General features: G+C 65.2%; 19 protein-coding genes. 9 read left to right on the forward strand and 10 right to left on the reverse strand.

Annotated features, from left to right (window positions below; genetic code table 11):
- Positions 1-44 precede the first annotated feature (44 nt).
- Genes ACQY7X_RS22320 through petA form a run of 3 tightly spaced genes read right to left on the reverse strand, consistent with a single transcriptional unit; the run spans position 45 to position 2,637 of the window.
- On the reverse strand, positions 45-839 hold the full coding sequence (locus tag ACQY7X_RS22320; RefSeq protein ID WP_428247694.1) for a cytochrome c1: 795 nt from the start codon (positions 837-839) through the stop codon (positions 45-47).
- Positions 840-844: 5 nt separating this feature from the next.
- On the reverse strand, positions 845-2,089 hold the full coding sequence (locus ACQY7X_RS22325) for a cytochrome b (protein WP_428247695.1): 1,245 nt from the start codon (positions 2,087-2,089) through the stop codon (positions 845-847).
- 11 nt (positions 2,090-2,100) lie between these two features.
- Positions 2,101-2,637, reverse strand: coding sequence for a ubiquinol-cytochrome c reductase iron-sulfur subunit (gene petA, locus ACQY7X_RS22330; protein WP_428247696.1), 537 nt, complete (start codon positions 2,635-2,637; stop codon positions 2,101-2,103).
- 159 nt (positions 2,638-2,796) lie between these two features.
- Here petA and ACQY7X_RS22335 point away from each other — a divergent pair, with 159 nt between their 5' ends.
- The gene (locus tag ACQY7X_RS22335) at positions 2,797-3,261 is read left to right on the forward strand and encodes a tRNA (cytidine(34)-2'-O)-methyltransferase (RefSeq protein WP_428247697.1); all 465 of its coding nucleotides are present in this window, start codon (positions 2,797-2,799) and stop codon (positions 3,259-3,261) included.
- A 46-nt stretch (positions 3,262-3,307) separates the two neighbouring features.
- Positions 3,308-4,204: an oxygen-dependent coproporphyrinogen oxidase gene (gene hemF, locus ACQY7X_RS22340; RefSeq protein ID WP_428247698.1), complete on the forward strand. Its 897-nt coding sequence runs from the start codon at positions 3,308-3,310 to the stop codon at positions 4,202-4,204.
- 864 nt (positions 4,205-5,068) lie between these two features.
- Here hemF and ACQY7X_RS22345 read toward each other — a convergent pair.
- From ACQY7X_RS22345 to ACQY7X_RS22360, 4 genes are read right to left on the reverse strand one after another with little or no spacing between them, the layout of a single operon-like run.
- Positions 5,069-6,382, reverse strand: coding sequence for a CCA tRNA nucleotidyltransferase (locus tag ACQY7X_RS22345; protein WP_428247699.1), 1,314 nt, complete (start codon positions 6,380-6,382; stop codon positions 5,069-5,071).
- On the reverse strand, positions 6,379-6,633 hold the full coding sequence (locus tag ACQY7X_RS22350; protein ID WP_428247700.1) for a DUF6111 family protein: 255 nt from the start codon (positions 6,631-6,633) through the stop codon (positions 6,379-6,381). The genes ACQY7X_RS22345 and ACQY7X_RS22350 overlap by 4 nt, the downstream gene beginning before the upstream one ends.
- A gap of 16 nt (positions 6,634-6,649) precedes the next feature.
- A complete protein-coding gene (locus ACQY7X_RS22355) occupies positions 6,650-7,324 on the reverse strand; it encodes a CoA pyrophosphatase (protein WP_428250092.1) in 675 nt (224 codons plus the stop codon).
- Positions 7,325-7,333: 9 nt separating this feature from the next.
- On the reverse strand, positions 7,334-7,930 hold the full coding sequence (locus ACQY7X_RS22360; protein ID WP_428247701.1) for a DUF1285 domain-containing protein: 597 nt from the start codon (positions 7,928-7,930) through the stop codon (positions 7,334-7,336).
- 88 nt (positions 7,931-8,018) lie between these two features.
- Between ACQY7X_RS22360 and ACQY7X_RS22365 the strand changes: the two genes are divergently transcribed.
- From ACQY7X_RS22365 to ACQY7X_RS22380, 4 genes are read left to right on the forward strand one after another with little or no spacing between them, the layout of a single operon-like run.
- A complete protein-coding gene (locus ACQY7X_RS22365; RefSeq protein WP_428247702.1) occupies positions 8,019-9,017 on the forward strand; it encodes an AAA family ATPase in 999 nt (332 codons plus the stop codon).
- 2 nt (positions 9,018-9,019) lie between these two features.
- A complete protein-coding gene (locus ACQY7X_RS22370) occupies positions 9,020-9,979 on the forward strand; it encodes a DUF58 domain-containing protein (RefSeq protein ID WP_428247703.1) in 960 nt (319 codons plus the stop codon).
- Positions 9,979-12,741 (forward strand): DUF4159 domain-containing protein, encoded by a 2,763-nt coding sequence (locus tag ACQY7X_RS22375; RefSeq protein ID WP_428247704.1) that lies wholly within the window; start codon positions 9,979-9,981, stop codon positions 12,739-12,741. Before ACQY7X_RS22370 ends, ACQY7X_RS22375 begins: the two co-directional genes overlap by 1 nt.
- Complete coding sequence (locus ACQY7X_RS22380; protein WP_428247705.1) at positions 12,741-14,846, forward strand: hypothetical protein; 2,106 nt, start codon at positions 12,741-12,743, stop codon at positions 14,844-14,846. Before ACQY7X_RS22375 ends, ACQY7X_RS22380 begins: the two co-directional genes overlap by 1 nt.
- A 32-nt stretch (positions 14,847-14,878) precedes the next feature.
- On the opposite strand, the gene ACQY7X_RS22385 is transcribed toward ACQY7X_RS22380, so the two are convergent.
- From ACQY7X_RS22385 to ACQY7X_RS22395, 3 genes are all read right to left on the reverse strand, one after another.
- Positions 14,879-15,166, reverse strand: coding sequence for an addiction module antidote protein (locus ACQY7X_RS22385; protein ID WP_428247706.1), 288 nt, complete (start codon positions 15,164-15,166; stop codon positions 14,879-14,881).
- 1 nt (position 15,167) lies between these two features.
- Positions 15,168-15,464, reverse strand: a complete 297-nt coding sequence (locus tag ACQY7X_RS22390) for a type II toxin-antitoxin system RelE/ParE family toxin (protein ID WP_428247707.1) — start codon at positions 15,462-15,464, stop codon at positions 15,168-15,170.
- A gap of 78 nt (positions 15,465-15,542) precedes the next feature.
- The gene (locus ACQY7X_RS22395; protein ID WP_428247708.1) at positions 15,543-17,939 is read right to left on the reverse strand and encodes a DUF3772 domain-containing protein; all 2,397 of its coding nucleotides are present in this window, start codon (positions 17,937-17,939) and stop codon (positions 15,543-15,545) included.
- Positions 17,940-18,132: 193 nt separating this feature from the next.
- Here ACQY7X_RS22395 and ACQY7X_RS22400 point away from each other — a divergent pair, with 193 nt between their 5' ends.
- The 3 genes from ACQY7X_RS22400 (at position 18,133) to ACQY7X_RS22410 (ending at position 22,233) form a co-directional block, all read left to right on the forward strand.
- A complete protein-coding gene (locus tag ACQY7X_RS22400) occupies positions 18,133-19,602 on the forward strand; it encodes a sensor histidine kinase (protein WP_428247709.1) in 1,470 nt (489 codons plus the stop codon).
- Positions 19,603-19,749: 147 nt separating this feature from the next.
- Positions 19,750-20,286, forward strand: a complete 537-nt coding sequence (locus tag ACQY7X_RS22405; RefSeq protein ID WP_428247710.1) for a hypothetical protein — start codon at positions 19,750-19,752, stop codon at positions 20,284-20,286.
- Between the two features lie 78 nt (positions 20,287-20,364).
- Complete coding sequence (locus tag ACQY7X_RS22410) at positions 20,365-22,233, forward strand: adenylate/guanylate cyclase domain-containing protein (protein WP_428247711.1); 1,869 nt, start codon at positions 20,365-20,367, stop codon at positions 22,231-22,233.
- Positions 22,234-22,288: the final 55 nt, after the last annotated feature.

The following is a 22,288-nucleotide window of genomic DNA, read 5'->3' on the forward strand; positions in this document are numbered from 1 at the left end:
AAGGCCGCCCTGAAGGCGGCCTTTTCTTAATCGAAATGTGACGCTTACTTGAGGTCGGCCCAGACCCGCTTCTTCGCGGCGATGAACAAGCCGGTCAGGATCAGCAGGAAGATCATGACCTTGAAGCCCAGCCGCTTGCGGTCTTCCAGCTTCGGCTCGGCAGCCCACATCAGGAAGGCGGAAACGTCATGTGCCATCTGTTCCACGGTGGCCTTGGTGCCATCGGCATAGGTCACCTGGTCCGGGTTCAGCGGCATCGGCATGGCGATCTGCTGGCCGGGGAAATACTTGTTGAAGTGCAGGCCTTCACCAAGATGGAAACCGGCCGGCGGCTGCTCGTAGCCGGTGAGCAGCGCACGGATGTAATCCGGGCCGCCGGTTTCGCCATGGCCACGCGCCTTGGCCACCAGCGACAGATCCACCGGATAGGCGCCGCCATTGGACGCGCGCGCCGCCTTCTCGTTCGGGAACGGCGACGGGAACTTGTCCTGCGGCAGACCCGGGCGCTGGAACATCTCACCCGAATCGTTCGGGCCGTCGGTGACCTGGAAGGTGGCGGCGAGCGCCTTCACTTCGGCGGCGGTGAAGCCCAGGCTGCCCGGATCGGCGAGATTGCGGAACGCCACATACTTCATGGCGTGGCAGGCCGCGCAGACTTCCTTGTAGACCTGATAGCCACGCTGCAATTCGGCGCGATCATAGGTGCCGAACGGACCACCGAAGCTCCAGTTCTGCTTCGGCGGCGGCGGTTCTTCACCACCAGCCGCGAGGGCCGGCAGGGCGGCGAAGCCGAGGACGAGCGCGGCAAGCAGGGTTTTAATGTTGCTGGTCTTGAGCATTGGTCTTACTCCCCCGCCCCGGCGCTGGCCGGCTTGAGTACCGGTTCGGCAATCGACGCCGGCAGCTTGTTCGGCTTTTCGAACCAGCCGACCAGCGGCATCACCACCAGGAAGTGGATGAAGTAGTAAGCCGTGCAGACGCGGGCAACGATCAGGTACATGCCTTCCGCCGGCTTGCCGCCGGCCCAGGTCAGCAGGACGCAGGCGAACAGGAAAATCCAGCTGAACTGCTTGTAGATCGGCCGGAACTTGGCCGAGCGCACCTTGGAGGTATCCAGCCAGGGCAGCAGGAACAGGATGGCGATGGCGCCGAACATCAGCAGCACGCCGCCGAGCTTGTCGGGCACCGAGCGCAGGATGGCGTAGAACGGCAGGAAGTACCATTCCGGCACGATATGCGCCGGCGTCACCAGCGGGTTGGCCGGAATGTAGTTGTCCGGGTGGCCCAGCATGTTCGGCTGGTAGAACACGAAGAAGGAGAACAGCAGCAGGAAGACGCCAACGCCCACCGCATCCTTCACCGTATAATACGGGTGGAACGGGATGGTGTCCTGCGGGCCCTTCACATCGATGCCCAGCGGATTGTTGGAGCCATGCTGGTGCAGCGCCAGGATGTGCAGCAGCACCACGCCGACGATGACGAACGGCAGCAGGTAATGCAGCGAGAAGAAGCGGTTCAGCGTCGGGTTGTCGACGGCGAAGCCGCCCCACAGCCAGGTGACGATCGGCTCGCCGATACCGGGCAGCGCCGAGAACAGGTTGGTGATCACGGTGGCGCCCCAGAAGGACATCTGGCCCCAGGGCAGCACATAGCCCATGAACGCCGTGGCCATCATCAGCAGCAGGATGATGACGCCGAGGAACCACAGGATTTCACGCGGGCTCTTGTAGGAGCCGAAATACAGGCCGCGGAAGATATGGATATAGACCACGATGAAGAACATCGACGCGCCATTGGCGTGGATGTAGCGCAGCAACCAGCCGTAATTCACGTCGCGCATGATGTGCTCGACCGAGTCGAACGCCATCGAGGTATGCGGCGTGTAATGCATCACCAGCACGATGCCGGTGATGATCTGCACCACCAGGCAGAGGCCGGCGAGCGAGCCGAAATTCCACCAGTAGTTCAGATTCTTCGGCGTCGGATACTTGGTGCCGACCATGTGGTCGATGGTCGAGAATACCGGCAGGCGGTACTCGATCCACTTGACGACGGGGTTGGCGAAAAAGCCGGTTTCGTTCGTGGCCATCTTTTTGCTCCTCAGCCGATACGGATGCGGCTGTCAGAGAGGAAGGTGTATTCCGGGATCGGCAGGTTCGCCGGCGCCGGACCTTTGCGGATACGGCCCGAAGTATCGTAATGCGAACCGTGGCAGGGGCAGAACCAGCCGCCGAAGTCACCCTTCTGGCCGAGCGGCACGCAACCCAGGTGGGTGCAGACGCCCATCATCACCAGCCATTGCGGCTTCTTGGCGCGGTCGGCGTCCTTGGCCGGATCCGGCAGCACGGCGGTATCGTCCTTCTTGGCCTGCTCGATCTCGGCTTCGGTGCGGTGGCGCACGAAGACCGGCTTGCCGCGCCACAGCACGGTGACGCTCTGGCCGGCGGCGATCTGGCTCAGGTCCAGTTCGGTGCTGGACAGCGCCAGCACGTCGGCCGACGGGTTCATCTGGTGGATGAACGGCCAGGCCGCGGCGGCGGCACCCACGGCAGCAAAGGACGAAGCCGCCACAACAATAAAGTCACGACGGGTCGGCTCGGCTTTGCCGGCCTGGGAGTGGGGCGCAGTCCCTGCCATTGTTCCCTCGGAGTAAGTCACGGAAAACGAGCCCGTTATTTCTCATTATCCATCGTCCGTGTCCAGTAGTCCGCCGCCCGTGTGCGACAGGTTGCCGCAGGGGCTGGAAGTGCGGAAAACCGCTTGATTACGAAAGCTTAGGCTGCCATTCCGGGGCCCATGCGGTTGGCCCTGTTCGAACCCGATATCGCGCCCAATCTGGGCACCCTGCTGAGGCTTGGCGCCTGCCTTGGCGTGCCGGTGCATGTGATCGAGCCCTGCGGCTTCCCGTTCTCGGTCGCCAGCCTGCGCCGTTCGGCGATGGATTACCTGGAACAGGCCGAAATCCACCGCCATGATTCCTGGCAGCATTTCGTGGTCGAGAAGCCGCCGGGCCGGCTGCTGCTGCTGACCACCAAGGCGCCGGTGCCCTACACCACGTTCAGCTTCCAGCCCGACGACATCATCCTGATGGGCCGCGAGAGCAAGGGCGCACCCGACCATGTGCATGATGCCGCCGATGCCCGGCTGATCATTCCGTTGCGCGCCGGATTGCGCTCGATCAATGTGGCGACCGCGGCCGCCATGGTACTGGGTGAGGCATTGCGGCAGACCGGCGGCTTTCCTTCCAGTCCACCCGCTTGATCCAGCCGGCCTGAAGCCGAGCCCCCGAAACGGAGACATATATATAATGAGCAGCATGACTCCTGCTGACGCGGCCACCAACCTGACTGACACCGCCCTGCTGAACGAGCGCAAGGCCAAAGCCAGCGCATGGTTCAGCAACCTCCGCGATCTTATCTGCGCGGCTTTCGAAAAGCTGGAAGACGATCTGCAAGGCACGCCGCATGCGTCGCTGCCGCCGGGCCGCTTCGAGCGCAAAGCCTGGGAGCGCCCGGGCGGCGGCGGCGGCGTGATGAGCGTGATGCGTGGCCGCGTGTTCGAGAAAGTCGGCGTCAACGTTTCAACCGTACACGGTGAATTCAGCGAGGATTTCCGCAAGCAGATTCCCGGCGCCGCCGAGGATGGCCAGTTCTGGGCCAGCGGCATCTCGCTGGTGGCGCATATGCGCTCGCCCAAGGTGCCCGCGGTGCATATGAATACTCGCTTTATCAGTACCAGCCGCGCCTGGTTCGGCGGCGGCGCCGATCTGACACCGATGCAACCGAACGACGCAGACACCGCCGACTTCCATGCTGCACTGCGTGGCGCCTGCGATCCGTTCAACCCGGATTACTATCCGCGCTTCAAGAAATGGTGCGACGACTACTTCTTCCTGCCGCATCGCAACGAGCCGCGCGGCGTCGGCGGCATCTTCTACGACAACCTTTCCAGCGGTGACTGGAATCAGGATTTCGCCTTCACCAAAGCGGTCGGCGAATCGTTCCTCGCGGCTTACCCAAAAATCGTCCAAAAACGCATGCACGAGACCTGGAGCGACGCTGATCGCGAACATCAGCTCGTCCGTCGCGGCCGCTATGTCGAGTTCAATCTGATCTATGATCGCGGCACAACATTCGGTCTGAAGACCGGCGGCAACACTGAAGCGATACTGATGTCGATGCCGCCAGAGGTGAAATGGCCATAATAGAAAAAGCCGCATTCCATGCGGCTTTTTTATATGTCTGATTTTTTGCGTTGCCGATATTTGTGTGTCGTTTGATGCCGCGATGAGAAGAAAACAGGACGATGAATTCCGCTATCGTTCGGCTTCCTTTCGGCGCCTATGGCAAAAAAATCACGCTGTCAAAAAAATTCCGCACCAACGCAAGATTTAGTGGTTAACAGGCAATCTCTATGCTACAGAAATGATGTTCGAGAAACATTTCTCGAAACTTCGTGCGGTTCTAGGTGAACCGCTTAATTCCATGGAGGAGAACATGGCTGCTAAGAAGAAGGCTGCTAAGAAGGCCGTCAAGAAGGCCGTCAAGAAGGTTGTGAAGAAGGCCGCCAAGAAGGCCGCGAAGAAGAAGTAATTCTTCGTATTCCGATTATGGCCTCGAGCTCCACATCGACGACCGGGATTACGGCGCCGACGTGGAGCTCGAGTTCCACCCCCACCATGAGGGACAAAAACGGGTAGGAAAATTTAGCTTCGGACGAATTCATGCAGGCGCCAATGGCGCCTTTTTTATTGCCCGTATGGGCCTCTTCTAGTCCATTCGTATAGGGATCGATGCCGGTGTTGATGCCGGGGGGATTACCTCGTCATACGCGGGCTTGGCCTGCGGCGGACCACGCAAGATCATACCCATCCTCCCTATACCCAAGGCCAACGCCAAAGCCGTCATGGCCCGGTTCAGCCGGGCCATCCACGAGTTTTTGCTTCATTGACCGGAATAAAAGGAACGCGTGGATGCCCCGCCTGCGCGGGGCATGACGGCTTTGAGTGTGGGAAGGATGAGCATAACAGCAGCGTTTCAAACCCCGACATACCGAGCGTGACGAAACGCTATGCCTCGCCCGGTGGCTTGGGCGGCGGCTTCGGCTGCGCCTCTTCCGGCGGCGCGTCCTCAGCGAAGCGGACACGCTCGCGCATCTCCGTCAGGCAGGCTTCGCGCCCGGCATTGAAGCCGCCATCGCGCCACCAGGCTTCCAGTTCCTTGAGGATCAGGCTCACACCCGGCCCGGCGCGCACGCCATGCTTCAGCAGATCGGCGCCGCGCAGCGGAAACACCGGGCGGCGATAGCGCGCGGCGGCTTCGATCAGTCGCGGCAGCAGATCGAGCCGCTCGGGATTTTCCAGGGCCATGAGGATGGCATGGTCGCGGCAATACTCGGCGCCATGGCTGTAGAACAGCGCGGGCCAGCCGGTTTCATCGCTCAAGGCCGCCCAGTCGAACGGTGCCGGCGCGGTCAGCACTTCCATGCGATGCTGCTGCGCGCGCGAGAGTTTCAGCCGCGCGATGGCGGCCTCGGACTGGCCGGGCAGCAAGGCCGCCAGCCGCAGCCAGGCATCATTGCTCAGAGCCGTCAGCCGCTCGAACAGGGCCGCTGCGAATCGGTGGCCCGGCAGCAGCGCATCAAGCACGCCGCTCTGCTGCATCAGCCCCAGCGCCTCGACCGCGCGCGGCAGGCCCAGGATCTTTACCAGTTCCTCGCGCACCCGCTCACCCGACAGCCGCTCCAGCGCGCCGGATTGGGCCGCAGCGCCACAGGCAGCCATCGCTGCCGCATCGGCGACACCGCTGGCGAAACGGGCATGGAAGCGGAAGAAGCGCAGCACGCGCAGATAATCCTCCGCCACCCGCGCGCTCGCATCGCCGATGAAGCGCACGCGGCCCTGGTCCAGATCGGCCAGGCCGCCAACCGGATCGTAGATCGCGCCATCGGCATCGGCGTAGAGCGCATTGATGGTGAAATCGCGCCGCTCGGCATCCACCTGCCAGTCGGTGCCGAAGGCCACCTCGGCATGGCGGCCATCGGTGGCGACATCGCGGCGCAAAGTGGTGATCTCGAACTGGGCCATCCCCCCTGCCGCAGACAGCAAGGCAGTGACGGTGCCGTGTGCGATGCCGGTGGGGATTGCCTTGAGGCCGGCTTGGCGGAGCCGCCGCAGCACCTCATTCGGCACCAGCGGCGTGGCGATATCGATATCGGCCGGCACCTGGCCCAGCAGCGCATCACGCACGCAGCCGCCGACGAACAGGGCTGGCAGCGGCCCCAGCACATCCAACACACGCCGCGCCGCATCGGCGTGCATCCATGCCGCCTGCATCCAGTGCTCCGGCGCCAGGCGGCGCGCGGCTGGCCCCGGCAGGGTCATCGCTTCACGTCACCGGGGACGATCCGGCCATCCTGCCAGCGCGCCGGCACATAGTCGCCATCGCCATGCTCGCCGAGCACGCCATAGGCAACGAAGCTGAGGATCATCAGCACCAGACCGGCAACCGACAGCCAGAACCACGGCGTGGCCTCCGGCCCGTCCTTGCCCGCGCGCTTCACCTGCCAGAGATACAGACCATAGAGCAGGAAAGGCAGAATCAGCACAAAGCCATGCACCAGGACGCGGCCCATGCTTGCCCCCCTTTGGTTATACGTTACGCGCCAGCGCCTGATGCAGATTGCGCAGCATCCCGGCCGTGGCGCCCCAGATATAATAATCATGATAGGGCATCGCCCACCAATGGCGTTCAACGCCATTGAACACGCCGGAATGGCGCTGGTGGTTGCGCTCATCCATCAGGAAGCCGAACGGCACCTCGAAAACTTCCGCCACTTCGCCCTGCTCCGGCCGCAGCACGAAGCCGGGCGTTACCTGCGCCACCACCGGCACCACGGCAAAGCCGGTGCCGGTGACATAGGGATCGAGCGCGCCGATCACATCGACATGGCGCCGTGCCAGCCCGATTTCTTCTTCCGCTTCACGCAGGGCAGCGGCAACCACATCGGCATCGGTGGGATCGACGCGGCCGCCGGGGAAGCTGATCTGGCCGGCATGGTTGGAAAGGTTGGCCTGCCGCTTGGTCAGGATCACGCGCTCCCCGCCATCATAGGAAACGACGGGCACCAGCACGGCGGCCGGCATCAGCGGCCCCTTGCGCAAGGGCGGCGCGCCAGGGTTGAGCTGGAAATCGCCAAAGCGCGCCGCCTCCAGCCCGGTGGGCAGGCTGGTCAGCAGCGGCGGCGGCGCCAGGCTGTGGCGCAGCTTCTCAAGATAGCCGCCGGCATTGAGCGCCAGCGGAGAGGTCATGGTTTCGATCTGCATCTTACTCAATCAATCCGTATCCATGCGCCCGCCGGCATCCAGACGGCCGAGCGGGAAGAACCGCCCGGCGCTCCAGATGCCCAATTCTGTGCCGCCAGCATCCTGCTCGGTGCCGCCTTCAACTTCGCGCTCTTCCGCCAGGGCCACCAGTTCATAATAGACCGGGCGGCTGATCAGGGCTTCGAGTCGGTCGCGTACGAGGATATAGGGCGATGGTTCCCCCGTCTCGGGATGTTCGGCCACCCGCAGCGGATGCGCCTCGTCCAGCGGCACAATGTCATCAAGATTGGTGCGGAAAGCGAGTTGCTGGCCCTCAGGCCCGCTGCCGCTCACCGCCAGTTCGACGGCGACGAAGGGCGCATCATCCACCCGGATGCCGACCTTCTCCACCGGCGTTACCATGACATAGGAGTCATCCGGCTCGCGGCGCAGAATTCCGCTAAAAAGCTTTACCATGGCGGGGCGGTCGATGGTGGTACCCATATAATACCAGCGGCCATCCCGGGCGATACGCATATCGATCTCGCCGCAATGCGGCGGGTTCCAGAGATGCACCGGCGGCAGCTTGCGCGGGGCGGCCTCGTCGAGGCTGCCGAAGCGGCTCATCAACTCTTTGAGAAACGCGGGGGAAGGCTGCGGCGACGGCATTGGTTCTGCTGGGCTTTCAATTCGGAATCCTTATATAGTATGTCGCATGCAGAATTTCAGCGACACCGCCGACCAAATCCTCCCCGAAATCGATCGCCTGGGTGGACGCCTGGGGGCCGTGCGAGAAGCCGTCGAACGGGTCATCTTCGGCCAGAATGACGTGGTCGAGGAAACGCTGGTGACCTTGCTTGCCGGCGGCCATGGCCTGCTGGTGGGTGTGCCCGGCCTAGCCAAGACCAAGCTGGTTGAAACCCTGGCCAGGGTGCTGGGCCTGGATGCCCGCCGCGTGCAGTTCACCCCCGACCTGATGCCGGCGGATATCGTCGGTTCGGAAGTGCTGGAGGAAAACGAGCAGGGCCGCCGTTCCTTCCGCTTCATCAAGGGGCCGGTTTTCTGCCAGCTGCTGATGGCCGACGAAATCAACCGCGCCAGCCCGCGCACGCAATCGGCGCTGCTGCAGGCGATGCAGGAACGCCAGGTCAGCGTCGGCGGCCAGCGCCATGACCTGCCGGCACCGTTCCATGTGCTGGCGACGCAGAATCCGCTGGAGCAGGAAGGCACCTATCCGCTGCCCGAAGCCCAGCTCGACCGCTTCCTGCTGCAGATCGATGTGCATTATCCCGACCGCGAGGCCGAGCGGCGCATGCTGTTCGCCACCACCGGCGCCATCGAGGAAACCGTGCCGACGGTGCTGAGTGCCGCCGACCTGATCGCCGCCCAGCGCCTGGTGCGCCGCATCCCGGTGGGCGAAAGCGTGGTGGAGGCCATCCTTGGCCTGGTGCGCGCCGGCCGCCCGGAAGAAAGCACCGATGCCGATGTGAAGAACCTGGTGGCCTGGGGTCCCGGCCCGCGCGCCAGCCAGGCATTGATGCTGGCGGTGCGCGCCCGCGCGCTGCTGCAAGGCCGCCTGGCGCCATCCATCGAGGATGTACTGGCACTCGCCGGCCCGGTGCTGCGCCACCGCATGGCGCTCACCTTCGCCGCCCGCGCCGAAGGCGTCAGCGTCGGCGATGTGATCAATCGCCTGACCCAGCCGCTGCGGTGATCATGGCGGCAGCAGCCGTGGTTCAGCAGAAAACAGCAGCGTCTAATAACGCCACGAACCCGCGCAATACGGTGACGCGCGCGGAGCATTTCGCCGCTTTCCTGCCGCCTTTGCTGCTGGCCGCCGAACGCGTTGCCGCCACCGTGGAGCAAGGCGTGCATGGCCGCCGCCGCACCGGCGCCGGCGATGCCTTCTGGCAGTTCCGCCGCTACAGCCCCGGCGACAGCATCGGCCGCATCGACTGGCGCCAGACCGCCAAGCGCATGCAGGCCTTCGTGCGCGAGAATGAATGGGAAGCCGCCGAAAGCGTGTGGCTGTGGCGCGACCCCTCGCCGTCCATGGCCTGGGCCTCGGAGCAGGCCCGCGAACGCAAGGACGAGCGTGCCGACCTGCTGCTGCTGGCCTGCGCCAGCCTGCTGCTGCGCGGCGGCGAACGCGTTGCCCTGCTCGGCGCGCCGGAACGTCCGGCCAATGGCCGCAGTATACTGCCGCGCATGGCCGAGCGGCTGGCGATGCAGCGCGGCCTGGAAAGCAGCAAGCGCGCCGAGGCCAGCCTGCCGCCGCTGGTATCGCTGCCGCGCTATGGCCAGACCGTGCTGATCGGCGACTTCCTCTACCCGCTGCCTGAAATCGCCGCGCGGCTGCGCGGCCTGGCCGATCAGGGTGTGAAGGGCTGCGTGGTGCGCATTGTCGATCCGGCGGAAGAAGACTTCCCCTATCGTGGCCGCACGCGCTTCCTGGGCCTGGAAGGCGAAGGCGACATGCTGGCGCCGCGTGCCGAACAGCTTGCCGCCGAATGGCGCCCGGCCTTCGCCGCGCATCAGGAAGGCGTGGCTGAGATCTGCCGCCGCCTGGGTTGGCACCACATCAAGCACCGCACCGACAAGCCGGCTGAATCCGTGCTGATGGCGCTTTACCTGGCGCTGGAAGGCGGCGACAGCCGCGACGGGAGGCGCCGCTAGTGCTTTCCCTCGGCATACTCGCCTTCGCCACGCCCTGGGCGCTGGCCGCCCTGGCCTCGCTGCCGGTGCTGTGGTGGCTGCTGCGCATCACGCCGCCGCGCCCCAAGCTGGTGCAATTCCCGCCCTTGCGCCTGCTGCTGGCCTTGCGGCCAAAGGAAGAAACCCCGGCGCATACGCCGTGGTGGCTGCTGCTGCTGCGCCTGATCGTTGCAGCTTTAGTGATCCTGGCACTGGCCGAACCGCTGCTGAACCCTGACCGCGCCCGCATCACCAGCGGCCCGCTGGTGCTGGTGGTGGATGATGGCTGGAGCGCCGCGCCGCGCTGGCGCGACAAAATCGAACGCGGCAACGCGCTGCTGGAACGGGCCGAGCGCGAAGGCCGCGCCGCCCTGCTGATCACCACCGCCCCGCCTGCCAATGGCGAGCCGATGCAGCCCGGCGCCCTGTTACCCGCTGGCGATGTGCGGCCTTTGCTGAATGGTTTGCAGCCGAAATCCTGGCCCAGCGACCGGGCGCAGCTTGCCGAAGTGCTGACCAAGGCCAAGCTGCCGGAAAATGCCGAAGTGGCCTGGCTTGCCGATGCGCTGCTCGATGACGCTGATGGCAACGGCACCTATGCGCTGGCCGAACGGCTGCGCTGGCTCGGCGATATCAGCGTGCTCAATCCGCGCCGCAGCGACACGGCTTTGGTGCTGCTGCCGCCGGTCAACGAAGCGCAGGGCGACCGTGTGATACTGCGCCGCGCCGAGGCCGGCGAGACGATCAGCTACACCTTGCGCGCGGTGAGCGACCAGGGCCGCGTGCTGTCGCGCCAGCCGATGGCCTTCGATGCCAATGCCACCGAGGCCAGCGTGCTGCTGAACCTGCCGACCGAATTGCGCAACATGCTGGCGCGGCTGGAAATCGAGGAACAGCCCGGCGTCGGCGCCGTGCAACTGCTCGACGACCGCTGGCGCCGCCGCCCGGTCGGCCTGATTTCCGGCGCCGGCCTGGAGCAGCGCCAGCCGCTGCTGGCCGACCTGTTCTATCTCGACCGCGCGCTGTCGCCCTTTGCCGAACTGCGCCAGGGCAGCATCGCGCAATTGCTGGAGCGCGAAATCGCCGTGATCATGCTGGCCGATGTCGGCAATATCGTCGGCGGTGAAGCGCGTCAGCTTGGCGAATGGCTCGACAAGGGCGGCGTGCTGCTGCGCTTCGCCGGCCCGCGCATGGCCGATACCACCGACAATCTGCTGCCGGTGAAACTGCGCCAGGGGTCGCGCCAGCTCGGCAGTGCGCTGTCCTGGGCGCAGCCGCTGAAACTTGGCTCGATCCCCGAGAACAGCCCGCTGCAAGGATTGACGGTGAGCAATGAAGTGACCGTGAGCCGCCAGGTGCTGGCCGACCCGGAGCCGAATCTTGGCGACAAGACCTGGCTGCGGCTGGAGGACGGCACGCCGCTGATCACTGCCGAGAAGCGCGGCAAGGGCTGGCTGGTGCTGGTGCATACCACCGCCAATTCGCTGTGGACCGACCTGCCGCTGTCCGGCTTCTTCGTCGATCTGCTGCGCAAGGTTGTCGATCTGTCGCACGGCGTCGGCGGCGAAGCGGCGGCGGATCAGGCGCTGGCGCCGTTGAGCGTGCTGGATGGCTTCGGCCGCGCCAGTGAACCCGGCCCTGCCGTGCAACCGCTGAAACTGCGCGAAACCGCGAAGCCCGGCCCGCGCACGCCGCCAGGCTATTATGGCCGCTGGGATGCGCGCCAGGCGGTGAACCTTTCCGATGCCCAGAGCAAGCCGCAGCTTGTCACGCGCTGGCCGAATGACGTGCGCCTGGTGGCACTGGATGAAGCCGGGCAGGAAACCCGCCTGATGCCCTGGCTGATGGCCTTTGCTTTGCTGCTGTTCCTCGCCGACTGGCTGATCGGCCTGTGGCTGCGCGGCCTGCTGCCCACGCTCCCGCGCCGCGCCGCGACGGCTGCCATGCTGCTGGGCCTTGCGCTGCTGCCGAATGTCGCCGATGCGCAACAACAGCAACGCCGAGCCGCCCAGCCCTCACCGGCCGAGGATTTCGTGCTGCGTGCCTCGATGGACCTGCGGCTGGCCTATGTCATCACCGGCGACCCGACCACCGATACATTGAGCCGCGCCGGTTTGCAGGGCCTTACCGATGTACTGTTCCGCCGCACGTCCATTGAGGCCGCCGAGCCGATCGGCGTCAATCTGGAGCAGGACGACATCTCGCTGCTGCCCTTCCTCTACTGGCCGATGACGGCGACCCAGGCCCCGCTTTCCGATACCGCGCTGCGCCGCCTCGATACCTTCACCAAGACCGGCGGCCTGATCCTGTTCGATACCCGCGACCAGGGCATGCCGTTCGCCGGCACGGCAGCCAGCCCCGGCACCGAGAAGCTGCGCCAGCTGCTGGGCCGGCTGGATATTCCGCCGCTGATGCCGGTGCCTGACGATCATGTGCTGACCAAGGCTTTCTACCTGATGCAGGATTTCCCTGGCCGCTATGTCGGCGGGCCGGTCTGGGTCGAGCGCAATCCCGGCGGCGACAAGGATGGCGTCACCTCCATCGTGATCGGCGGCAATGACTGGGCCGCCGCCTGGGCCATCGACAGCCAGGGCCGCCCGATGGCACCGACGCAGCCGAACACGCCGCGCCAGCGCGAATTCGCCTTCCGCTTTGGCGTCAATCTGCTGATGTACACGCTCACCGGCAATTACAAGGCCGACCAGGTGCATATCCCGGCGCTGCTGGAAAGGCTCGGCAACTGATGGATGCCGTACCCGCCACCACGCTGACCTTCGCGCCTTTGCTGCCGGAGCCGGTGCTGTGGCTGCTGGCGGCGCTCTCGGCTTTGCTGCTCGGCTTCGGCCTGCTGCGGCGCGCGCGCGGCTCGCTGCTGCGCGGCGGCGTGGCGCTGCTGCTGCTGATCACCCTGGCCAATCCGGTGGCGCGCAAGGAAGACCGTTCGCCGCTCTCCGATATCGCCGTGGTGGTGGTGGATGAAAGCCCGAGCCAGGGCATCGCCGAGCGCCAGCGCCAGACCGAGCAGGCGGCGCGCGACCTGACCGAGAAGCTGAACGCGCTGCCGAACCTGGAACTGCGCGTGGTGAAGGCCGGCGCGGCGGATGCCGAAACCGCGCGGCGCGATGAAGGCACGCGCTTGTTCCAGGCGCTGAACCAGGCGCTCACCGATGTGCCGCGCCACCGCCTGGCCGGCACCTTCCTGATCACGGACGGTCAGGTACACGATATCCCGGAACCGGCGGCTGCCGGCGACTATACCCGCGCACCGCTGCATGTGCTGCTCACCGGCCAGCCGAATGAGCGCGACCGCCGCCTGGTGGTGAAGAACGCGCCGACCTTCGGCATGCTGAACCAGCAACTCAGCCTGACCCTGCGCGTCGAGGACAGCGCCATCCAGCCTGGCGAGATGGCCGAACTGCGCTTCAAGCAGCAGGACGGCCCGAGCTTCAGCCAGAGCGTGCCGGTGGGCCGCGACGTGACCATTCCGTTCAAGCTCGACCGCGCCGGCCGCAGCCTGATCGAACTCGACGTGCCGCCGGTGCCGGGTGAGCTGACGCCGCTGAACAACCGCGCCGCGCTCTCGATCAACGGCATCCGCGACCGCCTGCGCGTCATGCTGGTGACCGGCGAGGCCCATGCCGGCGAGCGCGTGTGGCGCAACCTGCTGAAGGCCGATCCGAATGTCGATCTGGTGCATTTCACCATTCTGAGGCCGCCGGACAAGCAGGACGGCACGCCGATCCGCGAACTCTCGCTCATCGCTTTCCCGATCCGCGAACTGTTCGAGATCAAGCTGTATGATTTCGATCTGGTGATTTTCGACCGCTATCGCCGGCGCGGCATCCTGCCCACGGCCTATTTCGAAAATATCGGGCGCTATGTCGCGCGCGGCGGTGCGCTGCTGGAGGTTTCCGGCCCGGCCTATGCCACGCCGCTGTCGCTCTACCGCACGCCGCTGTCGGAAGTATTCCCCGGCCGCCCGACCGGCCAGGTGCGCAACGAACCTTTCGTGCCGCAGCTTTCCGATATCGGCCGCCGCCATCCGGTGACCTCGAACCTGAGCGGTTCGGGTGAGGCCGGCGGCGCACCGAACTGGAGCCGCTGGTTCCGCACCGTGATCGTCGAGCCGAAGCGCGGCGAAACCCTGATGCAGACGCCGGGCAAGGAACCGCTGCTGCTGCTCGACCGCTATGAGAAGGGCCGCGTGGCACAGCTCTACTCGGATCATATCTGGCTGTGGTCGCGCGGCTTCGAGGGCGGTGGGCCGCAGGCGGAATTGCTGCGCCGGCTGGCGCATTGGCTGATGAAGGAACCCGATCTCGAAGAGGAAGCCCTGCGGGCCGAGGCGCGCGATGGCCGCATCGAGATCGAGCGCCGCAGCCTGAAGCCGCGCGAGGAGCCGGTCACCGTTGTGCGACCCGATGGCAGCGAGCAGCAATTGAAGCTGGAGGAACGCGGCGATGGTTCGGCCACCGGCGCGCTCGGCGCCACCCTGCCGGGTATCTGGCGCATCCGCGATGGCCAGCGCGAGGCGCTCGCCACGGTCGGCGCCGTCAACCCGCGCGAATTCGCCGATGTGCGCGCCACGCCGGACAAGCTGCGGCCCATCGTGACGGCATCGAATGGCGGCATCGCATGGCTGCGCGACGGCCTGCCCGATATCCGCCAACTCGATAAGGGCCGCGGCAGCAGCACGCGCGAAGCCGCGGGCCGCGGCTGGCTCGGCCTGATCCGCCAGGAGGATTACGTCATCACCGGCCTGACACTCACACCACTAGCCCCGGCCCTGCTGATGCTGGTGCTCGCCGTCTCCGGCCTGATGCTGATGTGGCGCCGCGAAAGCCGGTAAGGCTTAGGGTCCAGATAAAAGATGGCCCTGATCTACGCTGCCGTTTTATGGGGTGACAGCTTCAGGCCTAGTACCCGCATCACATCCATCACTGTCGTAATTGTTGGATTGCCATCACTGCTCAGCGACCGATAAAGCGCTTCCCGGCTTAGTCCGGTTTCTCGGGCGACACTCGAAATGCCTCGTGCGCGCGCAATAATACCAAGAGCATGCGCAACGAATTGCGGGTCTCCGCTCTCGAATGCTTCTTCCAGAAAAACAATCTGCGATTCCGGGTCGGCAAGATACTTGGTCGCGTCGAATGGTACCGTCTTGACCATTTTACACCTCTATTTTCTTAGCCATATGTTTGGCGCGCTCGATATCCCGCACTTGGCTGTCCTTGTCGCCGCCACAGAGCATGATCACCACGACAGATCCTTGCCGCACAAAGTACAGCCGATATCCAGGCCCGTAGGGAATACGAAGTTCTCCGATGCCATCGAAATACTTCACATCCCCAAAATTGCCGATCTGGAGTCTGGCTAACCGGGCGATAATCCTGGCCCGTGCCTGCCGGTCACGCAGGTCAGCGAGCCATTTCTCGAAGGTTTCCGTGAGGCGGACCTCAATCTCCATCTGTGATTTATAAATTACATACGGAGATTTGTCAATTATAAATCACAGGCCTTTCGTCAGCACAGAGCCGCTGAGGCCTTACACCTCTTCCCGCCCTTTGCTGCTCTTGAATTCGCGCAGCAATTCCTCGATGCGCTCGATATCGGTGAAGCGCACATCGGTCTGGTTCGAGGGGATGGCGATGTCGTTGCGCAGGCAGGCCTTGTAGATATCCTTGCGGATCTCGCTTTCGATGCCCATGCGGCGTTCGACATTGGCGATATGGCCGCGCATGACAAAGTTCAGCGTCTTTTCGCCGAAGCCGCGCAGCACCACATAAGGCGCCGGATAGGCCAGGATATCCTTGTTCTGCTTGAGGCAGCCGAGCAGCACGGTTTCCGCCTTATCCACATCCGAGCCATAAGCCAGTCCGATCTCGATATCGACGCGGCCGAACTTGTCGCGATGCGTCCAGTTCATCACCGAGGTGGAGATCAGTTCGGAATTCGGCACGATCACCGAGGCGCGCGGGAAGGTTTCGATCTCTGTCGAGCGCACGTTGATGCGCCGCACATAGCCTTCCTTGCCGCCGACCACCACCCAGTCGCCAACCTTCACCGGCCGCTCGATCAGCAGGATCAGGCCGGAGACGAAGTTGTTGACGATATTCTGCAGGCCGAAGCCGATACCGACCGAAAGCGCACCGGCGATGATGGCGAGGTTCGAGAGATTGAGGCCAAGCGCCGCCACCGCCAGGATGCCGGACAGCACATAGCCGATATAGGCGACGCCGGTGACGATGGAATTGCGCACGCCGGCATCGATCTGGGTCTGGCCTTCCAGCCGCATGTTCAGGCCGCCGCTGATGAAGCGGGTAAGCCCGACGCCACCGGCCAGCAGCAGCACCGCCACCAGCACATCGACCAGCGACAGCGTGACCGAACCGATGCTGACGCCATAGACCAGCTGCAGGGCATAGCCGCCGAGCGTCGAAACGCTCATGCCCCAGGCCAGCAGCAGCATGGCGATGAAGCCGAACAGCAACAGGATATCGATGGCCAGCCCGGCCATGAAGCGGCCGGTAGAGCCGAGCCGGCGCGCGGTTTCGCTGCCCGGTTTCTGGCCGTCGCCAAGTTCCACCGTGGCGTCCTGCTCGGCCGGCCGCAAGGCATCGCGGAAGCCGAGGCGCAGCAGCAGGAAGCTGCCGAAGCTCAGCTGTGTCAGCAGCAGGCCGGCGGCAAGGAAACGCGCGACGCTGTAATAGCCGAGCAGCAAGGCGATCAGCGCCAGGATCGCCACCGCCAGCACCGAATACCAGCTGAATTGCAGGCGGCGTTGCTCAGGCGTGGTGGCACGCCACAGGCGGCGGTCGGCTATCGCCAGGCTGAACAGCAGGAAATAGAGCGTGACGACAAGGGCAACCAGGTCGCGCCCGGCACTGCCTACCTGGGGAGCGCCGAGCAAGGCGATGAAGGGCGCGCCCAGCAGCGCAATCAGGCTCATCACCTTCACGCGCAGCACCAGATGCGCCCGCTCTGCCGGCGGCATATCGATCAGCGCCCATTCCGGATGGCGCCAGGCCAGCGCGGCGCCGGACAAGCCTGTCGCCAGCAAACCCAGGCTGAGGCCATAGCCCAGGCCGCCGACCAGCAGGCCGAAGGGACCGGCATCGAGCCAGCCATTGGCATTGATCACCGCGTAGCAGGCCCACAAGGCCGCCACCGGCACCGCCGTGCGGCGCAGCCATTCCACCAGGGCCGCCACCGAACGCCGCTCCGGCGGCGGCGCGGTGACATGGCCGTCAACGCCCCGGCGGCGGCGCAGCAGGGCAGCCAGCGGCAGGCCCAGCAGCAGCACGGCGATGGCGACCAGCACGGTCTGGATCAAGGTGGTGCGGCCCGGCAACGCTTCCGGCGTCAAGCCCAGCATGGCTTCGTTCCACGCCACCGGAATATCCGCCAGGGCCTGGCCCCAGAAATCCGGCACGATCGGCGCCGTGCCGCGATAGGCCAGCCGCCGGGTGAACTGCTCGCGCGATTCCGTCGTCAGTTTCTCCTGCAGCCCGGCAAGCCGCGCCAGGGCCAGGTCGGTTTCCTTCACCGCGTCCTGGGCGCGCTGGTTGCGCAGGGTGAGTTGCCGCCGCGTCTCGGCCACCGCGGCGCTCTCGCGCGGCTGATTGGCCTCTGGCGCGGGGCCAAGGGCTTCCAGCAGGGTCTGCGCCGCGCTGGCTTCCTCGCGCTGCGCCGCGCGCTGCTTGGTCACCACATCCCGCTGCCGCTCCAGTTCGCTGCGCAGGCGGTCGAAATCGCTATCGGAAAGCCGGGGGTCGTTCAGCTGCCGGTCAAGCCGGTCGAGATCACGCAGCATGCCCAGCCGCATCTGGTCATAGCCGGCGGAAGCCGGGGTCGCGTTACCCTGGACCACAGCCTGGGCCACAACCGGCACCGGGCCAAGCATGGCACCGAGCAGCAACAAAAGGATGAACAGACGACGCATACGGCGCTCCCGAAAACGAATCCACCCCTGCGGCTGCCGGTGATCCGGCGCCGGGGAATAAGCGTATCCTGATTGCAAGGGGAATTGGGCAAAATCAAGACCCCTGGCGCCTATGCGGCCAGGAACCGCCACCCCGCGAATACCATTCCCGATTGCTGGAAAGCACCGCTGCCAAAAGGTAAAGTCAGCCCACATGGACGAGGCGCTGCATACCGCCACCACCAATGCCCCGGATAAGGCCAAGGCAGATGCACGCCCGGCCAGCACGCCCCTGCGCGGGCGCACCAGCCTCTCGGGCCGCCTGCTGCTGCTCACGTTGCTGTTTGCCATGCTTGCCGAAGTGCTGATCTACCTGCCTTCGGCGGCGCGCTTCCGCATCGACTATTTCGCCGCCCGCATCGAACTGGCCAACCAGGCCGCGCTGGCCCTGCTGGCGGCGCCCGATGCCATGGTGAGCGAGGAGCTGGAGGATGAATTGCTGCGCGGCGTCGGCGCCCGCCTGGTGGCGATGCGGCGCGACAATACCCGCGCCCTCGCGCTGTCCGACCGCCGCGACCTGCCGATGCTGGGGCCGCCCGTCGATCTGCGCAACTGGATGTGGTGGGAGGCAATGAGCGACGCGGTGATGACGCTGACCGGCGATGTCGATCCGTTCCTGCGCGTCGTCGGCCCCTCGCCGCGCAGCCCAGGCACGCTGATCGAAGTGGTGCTGCCGTCCGAGCCGCTGGTGCAGGCGATGCGCGATTTCTCCAGCCGCATCTTCTGGGTGTCGCTGGCGATTTCTGTTTTCACCGCCTCGCTGGTCTATCTCAGCCTGCAATGGCTGCTGGTGCGGCCGATGCGGCGGCTGACCCATTCCATCGTCGGTTTCCGCGCAGCACCAGAAGACGCACGCCAGATCATCAAGCCATCGTCGCGCAGCGATGAACTGGGCCTCGCCGAGCGCGAATTGCAGATGATGCAGCAGGAACTGCGCCAGGCCCTGACCCAGCGCCAGCGGCTGGCGCAGCTCGGCATCGCGGTATCGAAGATCAATCACGACCTGCGCAACATGCTGGCCTCGGCGCAGCTGGTATCCGACCGCCTGGAAGAATCCGACGATCCCACCGTGCGCCAGGCCGCCCCCCGCCTGGTGGACAGCCTGGATCGTGCCATCGCGCTCTGCACCCAGATCCTGCGCTATGGCAAGGCGGAGGAACCGCAACCCAAACCGGAAACCCTGGCGTTGCAGGAATTCTGCGACGATGTTGCCGCCGCCCTGGGCCTCAATCACGCACCCGGCATGCTGTGGAAGAACCGCGTGCCCGATGGGCTGGTGATCCGCGCCGATCCGGCGCAGTTCTACCGCCTGATGAGCAACCTGATGCGCAATGCCATGCAGGCGATGCCGCAGGGCGGCGAAATCCGCGTCAATGCCGCCATGCTGGAAAACCAGGTGGCCATCGAGATCGCCGATACCGGCACCGGCCTGAGCGAAGCGGCACGCGCACATCTGTTCGAGGCCTTCCGTGGCGGCGCGCGACAGGGCGGCACCGGCCTGGGTCTGGCCATTGCCCGCGAACTGGCACGCGGCCATGGCGGCGAACTGGAACTAGCCCGCACCGGCCCCGTGGGCACCACCTTCCGCATCCTGCTGCCCCATGGCGAAAGTGGCGAGGATTGAAGCGGCTATGGTTAACCCCGCTTAACCACGTCACTTAACCCCCATTAACCAAATCATTTAACGTTGTGTTCAATGCATCGGGTATACGCTCTGTCACGCCAAAAAGGCTGCGGCCCGCCTCAGCGTGCCGCCGATGGAGAAACGATCATGCTGCGCAATTTTTCCTTGCTCTTCGCCCTGCCCCTGCTGCTCGGCCTTGCCGCCTGCGCCTCGCCCCTGCCGAGCGCCGGCACCACGGGTGCGGTGGGCCTTGGCCTGGATTACACGGTGAAGAAGGTGGAGAAGCGCTACGACGTGGAATGCAGCGTCTTCAACATCCTTGAGCAGGGCGAATACTGCGTTCACAAGTACAAGCCGACCGACCGCCAGGAAGTCTATTGCTTCAAGACCCTCGGCGGCACCGACTGCTACGCCGAACGCGACCCCTACATGCTGGCCGGCCGCTCGCTGCCCACCGCACCCCGCCAGCTGGCCGATCCGCGCATGCCGATGGAGCCGCGCCCGAACGACCTGCAGAAGGTGGTGGAGAATCTGGACCAGGACCTGCAGATGCAGCGCCAGCAGGACGCCGCCCGCGAAGCCGCCGCCAAGGCTGAATTCGAACGCCAGAACCGCGCCAAGGCGCCGATGGCGCCCTCGCCCGCCGGCCTGCCCCAAGAGCAGCCGCTGCAACAGCAGCAGTAACAGTTCGCCGTAACAGTTCCCTGGTCAAAATGGCTTGAGCGGCGGGCAAACCCGCCGCCGCCATGCTATATAGCAGCCATGACTGCCAACGCTCCCACTGGCGGCAAGATGCAGCCCCCCGGACAGTCAGTCTGGGTCTGGCACCTGCCGGCACCGCCCGAAGCCTTGTGGCCGCTGCTTTCCGATACCGCGCGCTTCAATGAAGCCGCCGGCACGCCGCGCTATAGCGTCAGTGAAACACCGCGCCCCGATGGTTCCGTGCTGCGCCAGGCGGAAGCCGACTACAAGGGCATCAAGGTGCGCTGGGAAGAGCGGCCCTATGAATGGGTGGCGGGACAGAGCTTCCGCCACGAACGGCATTTCGAGAATGGACCGCTGCGCCAGCTTGGTGTTGCCGTAGCGCTGGAGCCGGAGGCCGGCGGCAGCCGCATCACCTACCGCCTGCACGCGGTGCCGCGCGGCCTGCTCGGGCATCTGCTGCTGCTTACCGGCTTCATCCGCAAATCCGGCGCCAGTATCGAAGCCATGTTGCGCCAGGCCGCCGCTCATGCCCTGGGTCAGCGCCCGCTGCCCTTCGACTATACGCCGCCACCGCCGCCCGCCGGCGCTGCCGAAAGGCTGCAAGGGCTGACCGCCGCCCTGGCCAGCGGCGGCTATGCCCATGGCCTGGCGGAAAAGCTGGCCTGGGAAATCACCATGGCGCAGGAAGTAGATCTGGTGCGGATGCGGCCGCGCCGGCTGGCTGCGGCCTGGAATGCGCCGCTGCGCCATGTGCTGGAGCTATGCCTGGATGCCACCAAGCGCGGCATGCTGAGCATGAGCTGGAACCTGCTCTGCCCGCGCTGCGGCGGCGCCAAGAGCCAGGTGTCGTCGCTGGCCGATCTGCCCGGCCAGGCGCATTGCCCGTCCTGCAACATCGTCTATGACGGCGACTTCGCCAGCAATGTCGAGATCGCCTTCCAGCCCGCGCCGACCCTGCGGCCGCTTTCGCTTGGCGAATTCTGCATGGGCGGGCCGCATGTCTCGCGCCATATCCTGGTGCAGCAGATCCTGGCACCGGGTGAAACCCGCGCCGTAACAGCCGACCTGCCGCCCGGCGAATACCGCCTGCGCGCGCTTGAACCCGGCAGCGAATGCATCGTGACGCTGGGCGGTGGCGGCGCCTCCATGATCGCTGAACCTGCCGATGATGCCGGTTTCGCCATCCGCCCCGGCTTGCCAGCGGAACGTGGCATGGCACAGTTCGAGAACCGCACCCAGCGCACACTGACGCTGGTGATCGAATCGCGCGCCTGGCGCCAGGAAGCCGTGACCGCGCATGAAGTGACGACGATGCAGGCATTCCGCGACCTGCTGCCAACCCAGGTGCTGCGCCCGGGCGAAACCGTTGCCATCGAGCATGTGACACTGCTGTTCACCGACCTGGAAGGCTCCACGGCGCTGTATGAACGCATCGGCGATGGCGCCGCCTACCGCATGGTGCGGCGGCATTTCTCATACCTGGCGGAAGAAGTGCGCGCCTTCGACGGCACCCTGGTGAAAACCATCGGCGACGCGGTGATGGCGGCTTTCGCCGATCCGGCACAGGCGTTGCGCGCGGCGCTGGCGGTACAGCGCGGCATCGAACGCTTCAATGCCAAATTCCACGCCAAGACGGCGCGCGAAGGCCAGCGGATCGGCGAAGCCGTAACCCTGAAGATGGGCCTGCATGGCGGCCGCTGCATCGCCGTGAACCTGAATGACCGGCTGGATTACTTCGGTTCCAGCGTCAATCTCGCCGCCCGCCTGCAAGGCCGCAGCCGTGGCGGCGAGATCGTGCTGTCGCAGGCCCTGGCCGCCGATCCGGCTGTAGCGCCGCTGCTCGATGGCCTAATGGTCAAGTATGAAATGGCCGAGTTGAAAGGCTTCACCGAGCCGGTGCCGTTCCTGCGGCTGCGGGCGAATTAGGTTTCAGTCATCAAATGAGGTATTCCTGAGAACAGATATTGCCCTGTAAATAGGG

This window comes from Ferrovibrio sp. (assembly GCF_965278975.1).
Taxonomy (GTDB): Bacteria; Pseudomonadota; Alphaproteobacteria; order Ferrovibrionales; family Ferrovibrionaceae; genus Ferrovibrio.